The 17497-nt window shown below is 41.7% G+C and carries 13 protein-coding genes; all 13 read left to right on the top strand.

What is annotated here, in order from left to right:
* Positions 1 to 19 precede the first annotated feature (19 nt).
* The 13 genes from AC6HZ4_RS02630 to AC6HZ4_RS02690 all read left to right on the top strand — a co-directional run bounded on the left by AC6HZ4_RS02630 (position 20) and on the right by AC6HZ4_RS02690 (position 17413).
* On the top strand, positions 20 to 1228 hold the full coding sequence (locus tag AC6HZ4_RS02630; protein ID WP_497493504.1) for a CaiB/BaiF CoA transferase family protein: 1209 nt from the start codon (positions 20 to 22) through the stop codon (positions 1226 to 1228).
* A complete protein-coding gene (locus AC6HZ4_RS02635) occupies positions 1228 to 2187 on the top strand; it encodes a hydroxymethylglutaryl-CoA lyase (protein WP_497493505.1) in 960 nt (319 codons plus the stop codon). Before AC6HZ4_RS02630 ends, AC6HZ4_RS02635 begins: the two co-directional genes overlap by 1 nt.
* A gap of 398 nt (positions 2188 to 2585) precedes the next feature.
* A complete protein-coding gene (locus AC6HZ4_RS02640; protein WP_497495575.1) occupies positions 2586 to 4016 on the top strand; it encodes an aldehyde dehydrogenase family protein in 1431 nt (476 codons plus the stop codon).
* Positions 4017 to 4095: 79 nt separating this feature from the next.
* Positions 4096 to 5094, top strand: coding sequence for a zinc-dependent alcohol dehydrogenase (locus AC6HZ4_RS02645; protein WP_497493506.1), 999 nt, complete (start codon positions 4096 to 4098; stop codon positions 5092 to 5094).
* A complete protein-coding gene (locus AC6HZ4_RS02650) occupies positions 5091 to 6848 on the top strand; it encodes a thiamine pyrophosphate-binding protein (protein WP_497493508.1) in 1758 nt (585 codons plus the stop codon). The genes AC6HZ4_RS02645 and AC6HZ4_RS02650 overlap by 4 nt, the downstream gene beginning before the upstream one ends.
* Before the next feature lie 42 nt (positions 6849 to 6890).
* Positions 6891 to 7304 (top strand): cupin domain-containing protein, encoded by a 414-nt coding sequence (locus AC6HZ4_RS02655; protein ID WP_497493509.1) that lies wholly within the window; start codon positions 6891 to 6893, stop codon positions 7302 to 7304.
* A 332-nt stretch (positions 7305 to 7636) separates the two neighbouring features.
* Entirely contained in the window at positions 7637 to 8977 is a 1341-nt protein-coding gene (locus AC6HZ4_RS02660) for an MFS transporter (RefSeq protein ID WP_497493510.1), read from the top strand.
* A gap of 394 nt (positions 8978 to 9371) precedes the next feature.
* On the top strand, positions 9372 to 10559 hold the full coding sequence (locus AC6HZ4_RS02665) for an acetyl-CoA C-acetyltransferase (RefSeq protein ID WP_497493511.1): 1188 nt from the start codon (positions 9372 to 9374) through the stop codon (positions 10557 to 10559).
* Positions 10560 to 10869: 310 nt separating this feature from the next.
* Complete coding sequence (locus AC6HZ4_RS02670; RefSeq protein ID WP_497493512.1) at positions 10870 to 12234, top strand: aspartate aminotransferase family protein; 1365 nt, start codon at positions 10870 to 10872, stop codon at positions 12232 to 12234.
* A 12-nt stretch (positions 12235 to 12246) separates the two neighbouring features.
* A complete protein-coding gene (locus AC6HZ4_RS02675; RefSeq protein ID WP_497493514.1) occupies positions 12247 to 13770 on the top strand; it encodes a pyridoxal phosphate-dependent decarboxylase family protein in 1524 nt (507 codons plus the stop codon).
* Entirely contained in the window at positions 13748 to 15550 is a 1803-nt protein-coding gene (locus tag AC6HZ4_RS02680) for an IucA/IucC family protein (RefSeq protein WP_497493516.1), read from the top strand. Before AC6HZ4_RS02675 ends, AC6HZ4_RS02680 begins: the two co-directional genes overlap by 23 nt.
* Positions 15540 to 16142 (top strand): GNAT family N-acetyltransferase, encoded by a 603-nt coding sequence (locus tag AC6HZ4_RS02685; protein WP_497493517.1) that lies wholly within the window; start codon positions 15540 to 15542, stop codon positions 16140 to 16142. Before AC6HZ4_RS02680 ends, AC6HZ4_RS02685 begins: the two co-directional genes overlap by 11 nt.
* Complete coding sequence (locus AC6HZ4_RS02690) at positions 16112 to 17413, top strand: lysine N(6)-hydroxylase/L-ornithine N(5)-oxygenase family protein (protein ID WP_497493519.1); 1302 nt, start codon at positions 16112 to 16114, stop codon at positions 17411 to 17413. Before AC6HZ4_RS02685 ends, AC6HZ4_RS02690 begins: the two co-directional genes overlap by 31 nt.
* Positions 17414 to 17497 lie beyond the last annotated feature (84 nt).

Raw genomic sequence — 17497 nt, forward strand, 5'->3', positions numbered from 1 at the left:
TTTTATGGGAGGGAGAACCATGTCTAAACCGAATTATGGACCTTTAACAGGTGTTCAAATCCTGGATATCTCAACGATGATTGCTGCCCCATTCGGGGCTACCTTACTAGCGGACTTAGGGGCGGAGGTTACGAAGGTAGAGATTCCTGGAAAAGGGGATACACTTCGAACAGTTGGACCATGGAAGGGAACCGAGCCGCTAAGATGGCCGGGGTTAGCTAGGAATAAAAAATCCGTTACTTTAGACATCCGTACCGAAGAAGGACGAGAAATTTTTAAAAAGCTAATTGCAACAGTAGACATTCTGATTGAAAATTTCCGTCCTGGTACATTAGAAAAATGGAATTTAGGCTATGAAGAGCTGAAAAAAGTCAATCCTCGATTGATTATGGTACGTATTTCTGGATATGGACAAACAGGTCCATATCGGGAAAAAGCCGGTTTCGGAACTCCGGGAACGGCGTTTAGCGGGCATACAGCGATCCAAGGCTACCCTGACCGCCCGCCTGTCAGTCCTTCCTATTCTCTGCTTGACTACATTACAGGTGTATATGCGGCGTTTGCTGCTGTAAGCGCTCTCTATCACCGTGAGGCAAATGGTGAATCAGAAGGACAAGTAGTGGAAATGGGTCTATATGAATCCATCTTCCGTATGCTGGAATTCTTAGTTGCTGAGTATGACCAAAACGGGAAGGTGAGAGAAAGAAGTCCAGGTTTAGCAGGCCATTCAAGCCCAGCAGGTACGTATGAGACGAAGGATGGGAAATTTGTTGTTCTTGTTTGCAGCACAGATTCTACCTTTAATCGTTTGGCAGAAGCGATGGAACGAACAGATATGCTTGCAGACCCTCGTTATTATACAAATTCTGAGCGTTTAAAGAATGACCATGAGGTGCAGGAAATCGTAATCAACTGGATTCGTCAATATACGCAAAAGGAACTACAGGAAAAATTGGATTTATTCGGTGTTCCGGTTAGTCCGATTTATACGATCGAAGATATCTTTAACGATCCTCATTACCAGGCGAGAGAAAATATCATCGAGGTAGAGCATCCACGCTTAGGCAAGATTAAGGTTCCGGGCGTTGTTCCGAAGTTTTCCCACACACCAGGGGCAATCCGTCACCGCGCACCTGAATTAGGCGAACATAATGAAGAGATTTTAGGAGGAAAGCTTGGTTTATCAGCAGAGGAACTAGCTGTCCTCAAGGAGAAGGGGGTTATTTGATGAGTGGATTACAAGAATTAGTGTTACCTTCTAAAGTAATTGTTTGTGAAGTAGCGCCGCGCGATGGGTTTCAGGCGGAACATGATTGGATTCCAACGGAGCAAAAGATTCGTATTGTTCGCGAGTTAGCGAAAACAGGTGTGAAATCTGTAGAAATTACATCCTTTGTTCATCCAAGAGCAATTCCGCAACTCAGGGATGCAGAGGAAGTGGTAAGAAGTGTTCAGGATTTAACAAATATTAAATTCCGAGCGTTAGTCCCGAATGTAAAAGGAGCACAGCGCGCCATTGATGCGGGTATTAAAAAGCTAAAGCTGATGCTTTCTGCAACAGATTCTCATAGCTTATCGAATGCGAATTGTCTTGTTGAGGAAGCGCAGAATGGCTTTGTGCCTATTGTTGAGCTGGCAGATAAGCATGGCGTGAAGGTTGGCGGTTCGATTTCTGTTGCATTTGGCTGCCCATATGAAGGAAAAGTACCTGTAGAGCGTATTGCATCTATCGTGGAGCGGTATATCAAGCTTGGGATTGAGGAAATTTCCCTAGCGGATACTACGGGTATGGCAAATCCTAAGCAAGTGTATGATATGCTAGGACAATTGAAAGCTGGATTCCCGCAAATGACCTTCTCTATGCATCTCCATAATACGCGTGGAATGGCTCTTTCCAATGTTGTAGCTGCTCTGCAGCAGGGGATTGTGAATTTTGACAGCTCCGTTGCAGGTCTGGGCGGTTGTCCGTATGCGCCAGGTGCAACCGGAAATATTGCTACGGAGGATCTTGTGCACGCTTTACATGAAATGGGAGTAGAAACAGGTATTAATCTTGATGCTCTTATTGAGGTAGCGAAGAATGTAAAGCATACGCTTGGCCACGATGGCGGCAGCTATATGCTTCAGGCAGGTCCATGCTCTCAGCTGCATACTAAGCCAAAGGTTCAAGAAAAACTAGGGAGCTAACATATTAGGAAAATTTTAGTTGCCCAAGTAAAGTTATTTTGAGAGATAGTATTGCAAGCAAGCCGAATATGTTGTAAAATCATGACAACGTTTACAAAAGATTCAATCAAGGTTTTAGGACTAAACTATAAAGCAAGAGATGATTTTTTAGTTATTGTTAGATCGATCTAATAGAAAATGAGAAATCAATAAAATGAATCTTCCCTTTAGATCAATCTAAATATGGTGAAGAAATCGATAAGAAGGAATTTCGTTTAATTTAGATCGATCTAACTCTGAAGGGATCAGGAAGTAGAATTATTTTTTTAGAGGTAATTAGATCGATCTAATAGCCTTCTGTTTTGAAAAAGAGCTTATTAAATTTAGAAAAGCAGGTGGTAAGAATGATAAAAGCGACCATGCAAATCGCACAGCCTTATATTAACGGAGAATGGATTTTTTCAGACCGTAAAAGTGTTTCGATCAAGAGCCCTTACTCTGGCGAAATCATCGGTGAGCAAGTGCTGGCAACGTCAAATGATGTAGAAGCTGCTTTGGCATCAACGTATGCGGCGAAAAAAGAAATTGCAAAAATACCATCCTATGAACGTGCTAAGATTTTAAAACGCGCAGCAGCCTTGCTAGAAAAAGAGAAAGAAAGATTTGCGAAGCTTATTTCTCTTGAGCTTGGAAAGCCATTAAAAAACACTTTGGATGAAGTATCGCGCTCGATCGAAACATTAGAGCTTTCTGGAGAGGAAGCTAAGAGATTAATCGGCGAAACAATACCAGGGGATGCTTCTGAAAGAGGAGTAAAAGCCATTGCCTCTACCTTCCGTGTACCGGTTGGTGTTGTAGCAGCTATTACACCGTTTAATGCTCCGCTAAATCTTGTTTGCCATAAGGTTGGTCCTGCATTTGCGGCAGGAAACAGTGTAATTTTAAAGCCAGCTCCTCAAACAGCTTTAATTGCAACGGAGCTTTTGAGGCTATTGCTGCAGGCTGGGTTGCCAAAGAATGCAGTTAACATGGTGCTTGGCGGGGTAGAAGCTGGACAGCAGATTGTTAAGGATGATCGTGTTAATGTTATTTCCTTTACGGGTGGAACAGTTGCCAGCAAAAATATATGCGAATTAGCTGGCATGAAAAAAGTTCTTCTTGAACTAGGCGGTAATGCTTCCACAATCGTACATGAGGACGCTGATATTCAGCGCGCCGCAGCAATGTGTGCAAGAACTGGCTTTAGCAATTCAGGACAAAGCTGTATTTCCGTACAACGAATCTATGTGCATCAAGCTATCGTTCCAGCATTTGCGGAGCTTTTAAAGGAAGAGGTGTTGAAGCTGAAAATCGGAGATCCGTTATTACCGGATACAGATGTTGGCTGCTTAGTAGATGAAAGGGCAGCGGAACGCATCATGGAATGGATTGATGAATCAATCAAGCAAGGCGCAACGTTATTATGCGGAGGCAAGCAGCGTGGTGCAACAGTAGAGCCTACAGTTCTGTTAAATCCTCCGAAAACGAGTAAGGTAGTTTGCCAGGAAGTGTTTGGACCAATTGTAAGCATCATTCCTTATGAAACAATTGAGGAAGCCATAGAAGAAACAAACGACTCATCCTTTGGACTTCAAGCAGGACTATTCACAAATCAAATGGATTTAGCTTACCAGGTAGCCCATGCTCTTGAAGTGGGTGGTGTAGTCATTAACGGAACTTCAAACTTCAGGCTGGATCACTGGCCGTATGGAGGTGTGAAGAATAGCGGAATTGGCCGTGAGGGTCCACGCTTTGCGATTGAGGATATGACAGAAACAAAAATGATTGTCTTTCAGCTTCCTGTTTCATGAGAAAAAGCAGCTAAGGGAAAGATAGCAGCAGAATTTATAAGAAACGAGAAAACAGTCAAACGAATTGGTGGTGCAGCAGGTGCTCGGATTATATTTGAACAAACCAGGTGAACTAGAATTAAGAGAATTTCCGTCTTCTGCCCGTCTAAAAGAAGATGAAGTAAAAATCAAGTTAATTTATGGCGGGATTTGCGGCTCAGATATTGGAGTGTATAGAGGAAAGATTGCCCACGCTTCTTACCCTGTACTTCCTGGGCATGAGCTATTAGGTACAATTATAGAGGCCGGGAGTGATGTTCAGCATAAGATTGGGACGAGAGTTGTCGTACAGCCGAATTCATTTTGCGGTGAATGTGATCTATGTGTAAAAGGAAAAACAAACATTTGTCGTCATAAGAAATCTCTTGGGGTAAATGCGGACGGCGGTTTTTCAGAGGAATTTATTATTTCTTCTAAATATGTATTGCCAATCCCTAAGGAGCTGCCGGATGAACGAGCGGTACTAATTGAGCCTTTCGCGGTAATTGTGCATGCGTTTAGAAAGGTTGAAATTACAAAGGGTACTTCTGTTGCTGTTATTGGCTGCGGTACTGAGGGGATGCTGGCAATTGCATTAGCCGCACATTTAGGGGCAGACATAACAGCTATTGATATTAGTCAAGAGAAGCTGGACAAGGTAAGAAGCTTTGGAAATATAAAAACTGTGCAGCCTCAGGATATTGCGAGTAGGACTTTTGAGGTGGTTATCGAAGCAGCTGGGGTAAGGCAATCAGTAGAACAAGCAGTTGAAATCGCAGCTCCTGGCGGTTCTGTAGTATTAATCGGTCTAGCACCAGAAGCAACTATTCCTCCTGTGCAGGTTGTGAGAAATGAATTAACTATACATGGAAGCATTATTTATAACTTCCCATCTGATTTCGCCCAGACATTAGATTATTTAAAACAGGATGAGTTCAATATCGGGCCAATTATTTCAGGGGTTATTCCTCTCAGGGAGTATGAGAGAGCTTATGAAATGGCTGTTTCAGGAAAATATGGAAAGATAATTATTGATTTTAAGGAGGAACGTAACTTATGAAAGGTCTTATTTCCCATCAATTAGTCAAATATCTAGAGGATAGAGGAGTAGAGCATATATTTGGTCTTTGCGGACATACAAATATTGCCGTACTAACAGCTCTGGAAAACAGCTCTATCAAATTTGTAAACGTTAGACATGAGCAAATTGCTGCTCATATGGCTGATGGATATGCAAGAGCGAAAAAGGAGACAGCAGTTGTGTTAAGTCATTTAGGCCCTGGCTTAACAAACGCTGCGACAGGTGTTGCGAATGCCGCATTAGACTCTATTCCAATGGTTGTGATTGCTGGGGATGTGCCGACTCATTACTACGGCAAGCATCCGCACCAGGAAGTAAATTTACACTTCGATGCTTCTCAATACGAAATCTATCGTCCGTTCGTAAAGCGTGCATGGCGTGTGGAGCGTCCTGACTTATTTCCGGAAATTATTGAAAAGGCTTTCCAACTAGCTGAAAGCGGTAATCCGGGTCCTGTTCTAGTATCCGTACCTATGGATATCTTCTCGAAAGAGGTAGATGTAGCTTTATTTGAACGATTGAAGCATCACACAAAAACACTTCAAAAGCCATCCATTGATGATGTAACAGCTAGAAACATTATCGAAACGTTAATTCATGCTAAAAACCCTCTGTTCTACGTCGGCGGAGGCATTATGCTGGCGGATGCGGCACAGGAATTAAGAGAATTAGTTGACCATTTAAGCATTCCAGTAGCTCATTCTCTTATGGGAAAAGGCGCTGTTTCTGATGATAATCCATTCACGTTAGGAATGACAGGCTTCTGGGGAACAAAGTTTATTAACAACAAATGTAAAGAAGCAGATTACATTTTAGCATTAGGAACTCGTTTTGCGGAAGCTGATTCTAGCTCATGGGAGCCGGAGTATACATTTAATTTCCCGCCTGCTAAATTGATCCAAATTGATATCGATCCAAACGAGATTGGCCGTAACTATCCAGTAGAGATCGGAGTAGTGGCGGATTTAAAACAAGCGTTAACAGTTTTAAACCGTGTAGCGAGAGAGCTTGTTCCGGAAGGCTTGCAAAACGAGGAGCTTAAACAAGAAATTGCTGCGTATCGTGAAGAATTTAAAAAGAGCAATCAAGGATACATTGTCGATAATTCATTCCCAATGCAGCCGCAACGTATTTTAGATGAAGTTCGTGAAGTATTGCCTAAGGATGCCTATATCACTACAGATGTGGGCTGGAATAAAAACGGCGTTGGCCAGCAGTTCCCAATTTATGAAGCAGGCAGTATTTTAACGCCAGGTGGTTTTGCGACAATGGGATTTGGTGCGCCGGCTGCTTTAGGAGCAAAAATTGCCAAACCTGATAAGGTAGTTGTTTCCTTAGTTGGGGATGGCGGCTTTGGACAAAATCCTGCTGTACTTGCAACTGCAGCTGAAGAAAATATTCCGGTTGTATGGGTAATCATGAACAACTTTGCATTCGGTACAATTGCAGGCTTGCAAAAAGCCCACTACGGTACAACTCTCGGTACGTTGTTCAAAAGAGATGGAGAAACGTATTCTCCTGATTATGCAGCGATTGCAAGAGCGTATGGTATTGAAGGAATTAAAATTGAATCTGCAGAAGAATTTAAACCGGCATTACAAAAGGCAATTGAGTCTAATAAGCCTGTTGTAATTGATGTAGCTATGCAAAATAACCCGGTGCCAACAGCCGGTCACTGGAATATTATGGACATTTATTCTCCGGATAAGAAGGTTCATCACGTATCCGTGTAACTTGCAGAAAGCGAATATACTATACTTAAGGGAGAGAGACATATGAGCGAGCAAACAAAGGTCAGCAAAGAGATGCAAATTAAAGTGCTTGATCCATTCAAGGATGGTAAGCCGTTATGGATTGGATTAGACCAGCCGGAATTAAATCAAATTCGTAAAGTATTCCAATTGATTACACCAGAAACAGTGGGTGCTAAGCATATGATGGCAGGGATTACAATTTTCTCTCCAGGGGAAGCAAGCTCCCTCCATAACCACCCAGGTTCAGAAGAAATGGATGTAGTGATTAAAGGATCTGGAGAAGTTGTAGACGCTGAGGGGAATCGCCGCCCGTTCAAGCAAGGGGATTATATGTTCATCCCGGAAGGCGAGTTTCACCAGCATGTTAACACAGGTGATGAGCCGCTTTGGTTATTATGGTGCTATACTCCGCAAGGGAAATTGCCTACAGATTAATTAATAGAAAGCTAGTATGTGAGTAAGGGGATAACTTCTCTTACTCACATACTTAATAATATAAACACGTTGAATAAGTTTTTTGATAAGTAGAACTGAATTCATATTGTTATAGATAGACTATATGCGTGCATTTTTTATTAATGTTGTAGGCTTTTTAGGAGATGGCAGATTAAATATATCAATGATGGATAAAGAATATAAAAAAACTAAAAAATAACTTGTGCTGAACAAAAGCCTGTTTTAACAAATATAGTTTGTATGAACCTGGCTAATTGTATATTTAGTATACTTAAGTCTCCTGAAGCATCTTCATTTGAGGAGGAATAGAAATGAATTACCCTTTACGTAAAGAAGAGAACAGGGCTCCTATACCACCAAAACAAAGGAAACGATCCCGTGCCCGCTTTATGATCCTGTCCCTTTTATTTATAGGAACAGCTATTAATTATCTCGATCGTACCAATATGTCAGTAGCTGCCTCTTCTATACAAAGTGATTTGGATATAAGTCCAGCTATGCTGGGTCTTATATTTTCAGCTTTTGGTTGGACATATGCTTTTATGCAAATTCCTGGCGGCTGGGTGCTAGATCGTTTTGGTCCTAGGCTGGTATACGGAATCTCTCTTATGCTTTGGTCTTTGTTTACTCTTTTTCAAGGATTTGCAAAAGGCTTTGGTTCTTTGTTTGGATTGCGTCTTGGGCTTGGGTTTGCGGAATCACCTGCATTTCCTACCAATAGCCGGGTTGTCGCAGCTTGGTTTCCACAAAAGGAACGGGCACTAGCTACAGGGGTTTATACTGCGGGTGAATATGTAGGCCTAGCATTAGCTACTCCATTTTTATTCTGGCTTTTATCCTCTTTTGGATGGCAGTCTATCTTTTATGTTACAGGAATCATGGGGCTGCTCTTTGGTCTAGTTTGGTTTAAGCTGTATCGTGATCCAAAGGATAGTAAATACATTAATCAAGAAGAAATGGATTATATTCGTGAAGGCGGAGGGCTGGCTGATAAAGCCGGGGAAGTGCATAAAATTACCTGGTCCCAAGCACGCCATTTGTTCAAATACCGTCAATTTTGGGGAATTTATATCGGGCAATTTGCCATCTCATCTACTTTGTATTTCTTTCTAACATGGTTTCCTACTTATCTAGTTAAAGAAAAAGGAATCACGATGCTAAAAGCAGGTTTTGTCGGCTCTATTCCTTACATTGCAGCAGGGATTGGTGTACTTGTAGGCGGATATTGGTCTGATAAGATGCTGCAGCGCGGAGTATCCGTTGGTGTTGCACGGAAAACGCCTATTATTATCGGGTTGTTGGCTGCTTGCTCGATTGTGTTGGCAAACTATACGACATCAACAGCTCTAGTAATCACGATTATGTCAATTGCATTTTTCTCACAAGGAATGTCAGCAATTACATGGACGCTCGTCTCTGATATTGCTCCAAGGGAATTAGTCGGTTTAGCTGGCGGGGTATTTAACTTTGCTGCTAACTTGGCTGCTATTGTAACACCGATTGTAATCGGTTTCATTGTTAATGAAACAAATTCCTTTAATGGTGCACTTGTTTTTGTAAGTGCAATTGCTTTTATGGGGGCATTGTCATATATATTTGTTGTTGGTGATATTAAACGTATTGAATTATCTGATGATGTAAGAAAAGGGTAAAGGGTTTATAAATTCTATTTAGAAACAGTCTATTTTAAATCAGGTATAGATATTAGAGGGCAGGTTTTGTAATAGACCTGCCTTTTGTATTGCATTTCGGTATGCATCTTAGCAAAGATCTACTTCCGAACTTTCCTAAATGGATAAACTATACAATTTTATATATTTGTTTGTTTTGATGACTTGGTGCATAGCTCGCTCTCACGCTCTAGATCGGCGAAATTGTCCACCAATAAATTCCATATTAGGAGGTGAATGTGTGTTCGTGTAAAAAAATGTCGGAAAATGAAGAACGATAAAATGATTAAAAAGAAGGAATTTAAAGGTCAAATATTTAATGTCTAAACCTGAGGAAATAAATCGATAGTTATCGATATTAAGGAGAGATTTCGACATGACTCAGACAGAAGTTGTTATTGTTAGTGCTGTAAGAACTGCCATTGGAAGCTTTGGGGGAGGCTTACAAAATGTTTCTGCGTCTGCATTAGGCGGCGTAGTAATCAAAGAGGCACTTAAAAAAGCAGGGGTAGATGCAAATCAAGTCGATGAAGTTATTATGGGGAATGTTCTGCAAGCTGGTCTTGGCCAAAACCCATCAAGACAGGCTGCTATTGCTGCAGGCTTACCTCAGGAAGTATCTGCATTGACAATTAATAAAGTATGCGGCTCAGGGCTGAAAGCGGTTCATCTAGCAACACAAGCTATTCTTGCTGGAGATGCAGAAATTGTTGTTGCTGGTGGGATGGAAAACATGAGCCAAGCTCCTTACCTTTTAAAAGGAGCTCGTAACGGATTTAAAATGGGTGATCAAAAATTAGTAGATAGCATGATCCATGATGGATTAACATGCTCTTTCAATGACTATCACATGGGGATTACAGCAGAAAATCTCTGTGAAAAATATAGCATTTCCCGTGAAGAACAAGATGAGTTTGCTGCTTGGAGCCAGCAAAAGGCGCAAGCGGCAATCGAATCCAACCGCTTTGCTGATGAAATTGTTCCTGTAGAAGTACCTGGACGGAAAGGTCAAGTAACAGTATTTGCGCAAGACGAGTTCCCTCGCTTTGGAACGACTGCAGAAGGATTAGGAAAGCTTCGTCCAGCATTCAAAAAGGATGGATCTGTTACAGCTGCTAATGCTTCAGGTATTAACGATGGAGCTGCAGCACTAGTTGTTATGAGCCGTAAAAAAGCGGATGAATTAGGAATCAAGCCATTAGTAACAATTAAAGCAAACGCAAGTGCAGGCGTAGATCCAAGCATTATGGGAATCGGTCCTGTTCCAGCGGTGAAAAAAGCTCTTGAGAAAGCAGCGCTTCAATTAGAGGATATTAGCTTAATTGAAGCAAACGAGGCTTTTGCAGCACAAGCTCTTGCGGTAGATCGTGAGCTTCAATTTAACAAGGAGAAATTGAATGTAAACGGCGGTGCAATTGCGCTAGGACATCCAATTGGTGCGAGTGGTGCTCGTATTCTTGTTAGCCTTATCCATGAAATGATTAAGCGTGATAGCCAAACTGGCTTAGCAACGCTTTGCATTGGCGGAGGACAAGGGGTAGCAACAATCGTAGAGCGCGTCTAAATTATATAAAAGGTTTCTCTTAGAAGAAGCCTAAAAACTCCCTTCCTGAATAAATAGGAGGGGAGTTTTTTTGTATTTACCTTAGATAGTTATTAAATTGACGATTTAAGATTACTAACATCATTAGTTTACGTTTTTACAATTAGAGTAAATTTTTCCAAAAAGTAATTGACTATGATAATCATTATCAGTTAATATAGTTTACGACAGTGATGATAATGAAAATCGTTATCAATAAATCTGACTTCAAATAAGTGCATAAACTGAAGTCGATTGAGAATGGATAGTACAAATGAAGGAGTGTTGAATAATGAAAGCAACTGTTCCTACGCATACAAGGAATCAAGATTTATTAGCCATGCAAGAGAAAAGAGAATCCAATGCCCGGTCATATCCAAGGAGGCTGCCTCTTGCGATTAAAAGAGCTGAAGGTGTTTATATAACAGACATGGACGGCAAGCAATACATTGATTGTTTGGCGGGAGCGGGCACGCTTGCATTGGGCCATAATCATATTGTTGTACGGGAAGCGATAGAAGATGTTATGCAATCGTATTTACCTCTACATACACTTGATTTAACCACACCTGTAAAAGAAGCATTTATCGATGAACTGTTTGCTTCCTTACCCCCTTCGTTTGCTGAAAGAGTAAAAATTCATTTTTGTGGTCCAACGGGAGGGGATGCAGTTGAGGCTGCTTTGAAACTCGTTAAAACGGCAACGGGAAATAGAACAATTTTTTCATTCCAAGGAGGATATCACGGTTCTACTCATGGTGCATTGAGTATTACCGGAACGACAGGTCCTAAAAAGAACATTCACGCCCTTGTGCCTGATACACATTTTCTTCCGTATCCATACGAATATCGTTGTCCGTTTGGCGTCGGAAAAGAGGGCCATCGCATTAGCAGTACGTATATTGAACATTTATTGGATGATCCAGAAAGCGGAATCGTTGCCCCTGCGGGTGTAATTGTCGAAGTTGTACAAGGTGAGGGCGGTTCAATTCCTGCGCCGACTGAATGGTTAAAAGAGCTTCGCAGAATTACAAGGGAACGAAATATCCCTCTGATTATCGATGAAGTGCAAACAGGAATTGGCCGTACAGGGAAAATGTTTGCTTTCGAGCATGCGGGAATCGAGCCGGACGTTCTTATTTTATCAAAAGCGATTGGAGGGAGCCTGCCATTATCTGTTGTCCTTTACGATAGACGTCTTGATAAATGGGAACCGGGGGCCCATATCGGAACATTTCGTGGAAATCAAATGGCGATGGCAGCGGGGAAAGCAACACTGCGTTTTGTAAAAGAACAGCAGTTACCGGAACATGCACATGAATTGGGGCTATATGTCATGGAGCAATTCAAACAAATCCAAAAGCAAGTCTCTTCTATCGGAGAGGTAAGAGGACGAGGCCTTATGCTTGGGATTGAAATTATTAATCCAGCTAAACAGCCAAATGCGATTGGAAGCTATCCTGCTTATCCTGAGCTTGCCAAGAAAATTCAGCAAGAATGCTTTAATCGTGGAGTGATCTTGGAAGTCGGAGGCCGTTTCGGCACTGTTATTCGTCTGTTACCGCCATTAATTATCTCGAAGGAACAAATCAATGACGTATTACAGCGTTTCTATGAAGCTATTACAAGCGCTGAAGCCCATTTCGGATTACGTTAGAAGGTGATGGTTATGAATCAAAATTTTAAGAAATGGTTTCTCTATCCTGATGGTGAAAGCGAGAGAACATATCACTTACTTATGGATGAGGTCGTGACATTAATAAATGAACAAGTCCAAATGGCAAACAAGCCGTTTTCTGGAACAAATCGTACCGAGATAGCTGCAAAAGTGAAGGAGACGCTCAAAACTCCAATTGCGGGTCAAGAGATGGAGACAGTGATGGCGGAAATTAAAAATGTGATTGTGGGGGATTCTTTATGGATTTCCCATCCCTCCGCCATGGCTCATCTACATTGCCCTCCTTTACTTCCATCGCTTGCGGCGGAATCAATTATTGCAGCTTTAAATCAGTCGATGGATTCATGGGATCAAAGCCCCTCCGCAACTTATGTGGAAGAGGCGCTGGTTGAATTTTTCACAAAAAAAATCGGCTATTCTCATGAGGCTGACGGTGTGTTTACAAGCGGAGGGACACAGTCTAATTATATGGGATTGCTGCTGGCCCGCAACAAAGCGTGCGAAATGTATTTTTCGGTCAACGTCCATAAAGAGGGGCTGCCTGTTGAAGCAAGCAAATTGCGGATTCTTTGTTCAGAGCATGCTCATTTCACTGTGCAGCAGTCAGCAGCGCAGCTTGGATTGGGAACGAATGCTGTTGTCACGGTGCCGACGGATGCGGAGCAGAGGTTTTCCGTTAATGATGCCAGGAAAAAAATAAAACATCTTCGTCAAGAAGGATTGATTCCATTCATGATGGTAGCGACGGCGGGAACAACAGACTTCGGAAGCATTGATTGTATAAGTGAGATGGCACAGCTGGCAAGTGAAGAGGATTTATGGCTGCATGTTGATGCTGCCTATGGAGGAGCGCTTCTCTTTTCCCATCAATATCGTTCTTTAATAGAGGGATTGCACATAGCGGATTCGATCACTATTGATTTCCATAAGCTGTACTATCAATCTATCAGCTGCGGTGCTTTTTTCGTGAAAAATAAACAGGATTTCCACCGCATTGCCTATCATGCAGACTATTTAAACCCTGAGGAAGATCAGGAAGAAGGGATTATCAATCTTGTAGAAAAAAGTGTTCAGACAACGAAGCGTTTTGATGCTTTAAAAGTGTGGATGACCTTCAAGCTGATGGGAACCGATTTGTTTGGAAAGATGATTGATTACACAATTGATTTAGCTAAAGAAACCGCACGTTTACTGAATAGTGACCCTCATTTTGAAGTGCTGGCCAATCCAGAAATTAATGCTATTCTGTTCCGTTATGTACCATCCCAGCGCATGGATGATTGTAAGTATGTAGATGAAATCAACCTGAAGATGCAGCGTGCCTTCTATGACAACGGTGAGTTAATTATGGCCAAAACAAAACAAAACGGAAAAGTATATTTAAAATTCACAATGCTTAATCCACTCAATACGATTGGCAATATGAAGGAGCATATAGCACGGATGAAGCAAATGGGAGAAAAAATAGAGAAAGAGCAAGGAGAGACAGAATATGAATATTCCGTTCATCGCTAATCATATTACGATGCAAAACATTATTAATTGTTACGTAAAAGAAACAGGCGCCGGGGAATGGAAGCATCCGGACGCTGTTCCTGTACAAGTGAAAAGCGAGGAAGCTAGATACATATTGGTACTTCAATTTGATCAGCAAGCTGTTGTATCATACATTCCCGTTCGGTATAAATCGCCAACGGGGCGCCATCTCTTTTCATCTCCTATGTATTATCAAGTAAGAGATAGCGAAACTGAAGAACTCGACTATGTCACATTAATCGGATTGATTCAAAAGGAATTTAAACTCACAGCCAACAAGCCGATAGAAACAGACGAGCTGATGCTTCGTACTATCTTAAGCTATCAAAATATGAAAGGCATTATTGCAGAAAGAAGCAGTGATTTAGAGGAATGCTATCAGGTGGAAAAAACGTTCCTTCAATCGGAACAGTCATTGATAGTAGGACATCAAGTGCATCCGACACCAAAGAGCAGGCAGGGAATCGATGAAGACGAAGAGCATATTTTTGCTCCTGAAAGGAAAGGAGCCTTTCAGCTTCATTACTTCCGAGCTGTCAACAATATTGTAGAGGAAGACTCAGTATGGGAAAAGAGCACAACGGCTCTTATCAAAGAAGAGTTGTTGGCAGATCCGTTCGTTTCACCAGCTTTTAAAGAAACCTATTGCCAGGAAGATGGTTTTTCACTTATTCCTGTTCATCCGCTTCAGGCCCGAAAGCTTTTGGGACAGGAATCTGTGTGCAGCCTGATTCAATCAGGCCAGCTTGCTTATCTTGGCCCCCAAGGAAGAAAATTTTATCCAACTTCTTCCGTTCGGACTGTATACCATCCCGAGGCAAGCTTTATGTATAAATTTTCGATCCCGGTCAAAATCACGAATTCACTGCGTATCAATAAACGAAAAGAGCTTGATCGCGGTGTAGAGGTAAGTCGCTTGCTTCACGGGGAGCTGCATGACAAGTTACAAGAATATCATCCGTCATTCCATATTATCGAAGATCCTGCCTATATTACGTTAAAGTCTGGCGCGCAGGAAACAGGATTTGAGGTAGTCATTCGTGATAATCCGTTTCGAGAGGGAAATGACCTGCGCACAACCTTGCTGGCTGCATTATGTCAGGACCATATTACAGGGGGAGACTCTCATTTAACCAACATCATTTCTGATATCGCGCGCCGAGAAGGAGCCTCTACTGCAGAAGTGAGTGAGCGGTGGTTCGCCCGTTATTTACAGATCAGTTTACGTCCGCTTTATTGGTTATATGCATCGTATGGAATTGCATTGGAAGCTCATCAGCAAAATTCCATCGTTAAACTTGACGAATATGGCTATCCATCCATGTTCTATTATCGTGATAACCAAGGTTATTATTTTATGGAATCGAAGGCAGCAGCTCTTAAAGAGCTAGTTGGGAACTTGAATGAAAAGAGTGACACGGTATGTAAGGATGCCATTGCAGAGGAACGTTTTCGTTACTATGTATGTTTCAATCATTTGTTCGGTTTGATTAATGCATTCGGAGTGAACCATTTAATTGATGAAACTCGGCTGCTTGTCATGATGAAGGAGGAGTTGGAACAGTTAAAGGCACAATTAGGAGATCATACCAATTTATTAGAATCGCTTCTGCATGAACCAGAGCTGCCATGCAAAGCGAACTTATTGACAAGGGTGCATGATATGGACGAGCTTGTAGGATCTCTTGCGTCACAATCCGTGTATGTCCATGTACCTAATCCAATTGTTACCGCAGCAGGTGAGTTGTATGAAGTGTAGTATTATTCAACAGAGCTATCCATTTGAAAGGTATGATTCCGTCACCCAAAAGACGATTTCATTTCGGCGGGTGACTATGGAGGAAGATGTGAATCGGCTTCATTCATGGATGCATGAATCACATGTTATTCCTTTCTGGAACTTAAATATCTCCATTCCAGATTATACCGCCCATTTACAGAAATTTCTGCATGATGATCATCAGACGCTTCTCATCGGGGAGATTGACGGGACACCCATGAGCTATTGGGAGTCTTACTGGGTGAAGGAGGATATTATTGGAAGGTATTATGAATGTGATGAATATGATCAAGGTATTCATTTATTGATAGGACCAAAGGATTTTTTAGGTAAAGGTTTTATTTACCCGTTACTACTAACGATGCTGCACAAAAAATTTCAGGTAAACGAAACAAAACGCATCGTTGCTGAGCCTGATGTGCGAAACGAAAAAATGATTCACGTATTTCGAAAATGCGGCTTTCAACCTGTAAGGGAGGTTCATCTTCCTGACAAGATAGGTTTATTAATGATATGTGAACGGAAAGGGTTTGAAAGAAGATGGACAGAGTGGCAAGAGAACAAGTTTTAGATGTAATTGGGGTTGGAATTGGTCCATTTAATCTTGGATTGGCGGCTTTACTGGAGAAAACGGAGTGTCGCTCCCTATTTTTTGATAGAAAAGAACGATTTGACTGGCATCCTGGGATGCTGTTGGAAGGAACAACACTGCAAGTCCCTTTTATGGCAGATACAGTAACTATGGTCGATCCAACAAGCCGTTTCAGCTTTTTGAACTATTTACATGAGCAAAATAGATTGTACCGTTTTTATTTTTTTGAAAAATTCCATATCCCGCGCACAGAATACAACCATTATTGTCAATGGGTAGCAAAGCAGCTCCCGCAGCTTCAATTTGGATATGAAGTGGAGAATATCGAACAAACAGAGGAAGGGTATTATCGCGTTACCGTGTTTTGTCACAAGGAGGCAGAACGAAAAACGTATCATACTAAACACGTAGTCGTAGGAGTGGGAACGAGACCGTATGTTCCCGAGAAGTTTCATTCAGCTCTGGGTGACCGCGTATTTCATTCTGCGCAGTATATGAATAAACGAGAAAACGTTCTGAAAGCAAACTCGATTACGGTCATTGGCTCCGGACAGAGCGCTGCTGAAATTTTTCATGATCTTCTATCAAAGCAGACGGATCATGATTATAAGTTGAGCTGGTTCACAAGGTCAAAGGGGTTTTATCCGATGGAATATTCAAAGCTTGGTCTGGAGCATTTCTCGCCTGATTATACACGTTACTTCTATCAATTGCCGAAGGAAAAGAAAAAAAATGTCTTAAGCAACCAGGCACTGCTATACAAAGGAATCAGCTTTAGTACGATTGCAGATATTTACGATCTATTGTATGAACGAACGGTTGGAAACAAAGTACCGGACATTCATCTGCAGGCATTGACCGAGCTGGCGTCGATAGAAGAATGGAACAAGAAATATTGTTTATCGCTGTATCAGCGTGAGCAAGAACAGCATAAGCAATTGGAAAGCGATGTAGTCATTCTTGCAACAGGCTACCGTCCTTATATTCCGGATTGTTTAAAAGGAATCAAGCATATGCTTGAGTGGGATGAGGCTGGGCAGCTTGTCATTCAAGAAGATTATAAAGTGAAGTTACACGTGGAAGGCCAAAACCACTTGTTTATTCAGAATGGAGAACTTCATACGCACGGTGTCGGTGCCCCTGATCTAGGACTGGGCGCGTTCCGAAACGCGACGATTATTAATCAATTAGCCGGGAAAGAAATTTATCAAACATACGAAAACAACGTATTCCAACAGTTTGGATTATAGCAGTTTCCTTTTGACTGAATCAGCATTCTGCATGACTTTGCTTTCAAATCATCTTCATATCAAATAAAAAGGGGAGTTGGACGT

It is taken from the genome of Ectobacillus sp. OTK, assembly GCF_059698935.1.

Bases quoted from the DNA above. Each gene is read 5' to 3' on its own strand.
- AC6HZ4_RS02690 (WP_497493519.1), top strand. From the start codon at position 16,112: ATGGACAGAGTGGCAAGAGAACAAGTTTTAGATGTAATTGGGGTTGGA.
- AC6HZ4_RS02675 (WP_497493514.1), top strand. From the start codon at position 12,247: ATGAATCAAAATTTTAAGAAATGGTTTCTCTATCCTGATGGTGAAAGC.
- AC6HZ4_RS02655 (WP_497493509.1), top strand. From the start codon at position 6,891: ATGAGCGAGCAAACAAAGGTCAGCAAAGAGATGCAAATTAAAGTGCTT.
- AC6HZ4_RS02640 (WP_497495575.1), top strand. From the start codon at position 2,586: ATGCAAATCGCACAGCCTTATATTAACGGAGAATGGATTTTTTCAGAC.
- AC6HZ4_RS02650 (WP_497493508.1), top strand. From the start codon at position 5,091: ATGAAAGGTCTTATTTCCCATCAATTAGTCAAATATCTAGAGGATAGA.
- AC6HZ4_RS02685 (WP_497493517.1), top strand. From the start codon at position 15,540: ATGAAGTGTAGTATTATTCAACAGAGCTATCCATTTGAAAGGTATGAT.
- AC6HZ4_RS02665 (WP_497493511.1), top strand. From the start codon at position 9,372: ATGACTCAGACAGAAGTTGTTATTGTTAGTGCTGTAAGAACTGCCATT.
- AC6HZ4_RS02635 (WP_497493505.1), top strand. From the start codon at position 1,228: ATGAGTGGATTACAAGAATTAGTGTTACCTTCTAAAGTAATTGTTTGT.
- AC6HZ4_RS02670 (WP_497493512.1), top strand. From the start codon at position 10,870: ATGAAAGCAACTGTTCCTACGCATACAAGGAATCAAGATTTATTAGCC.
- AC6HZ4_RS02630 (WP_497493504.1), top strand. From the start codon at position 20: ATGTCTAAACCGAATTATGGACCTTTAACAGGTGTTCAAATCCTGGAT.
- AC6HZ4_RS02660 (WP_497493510.1), top strand. From the start codon at position 7,637: ATGAATTACCCTTTACGTAAAGAAGAGAACAGGGCTCCTATACCACCA.
- AC6HZ4_RS02680 (WP_497493516.1), top strand. From the start codon at position 13,748: ATGAATATTCCGTTCATCGCTAATCATATTACGATGCAAAACATTATT.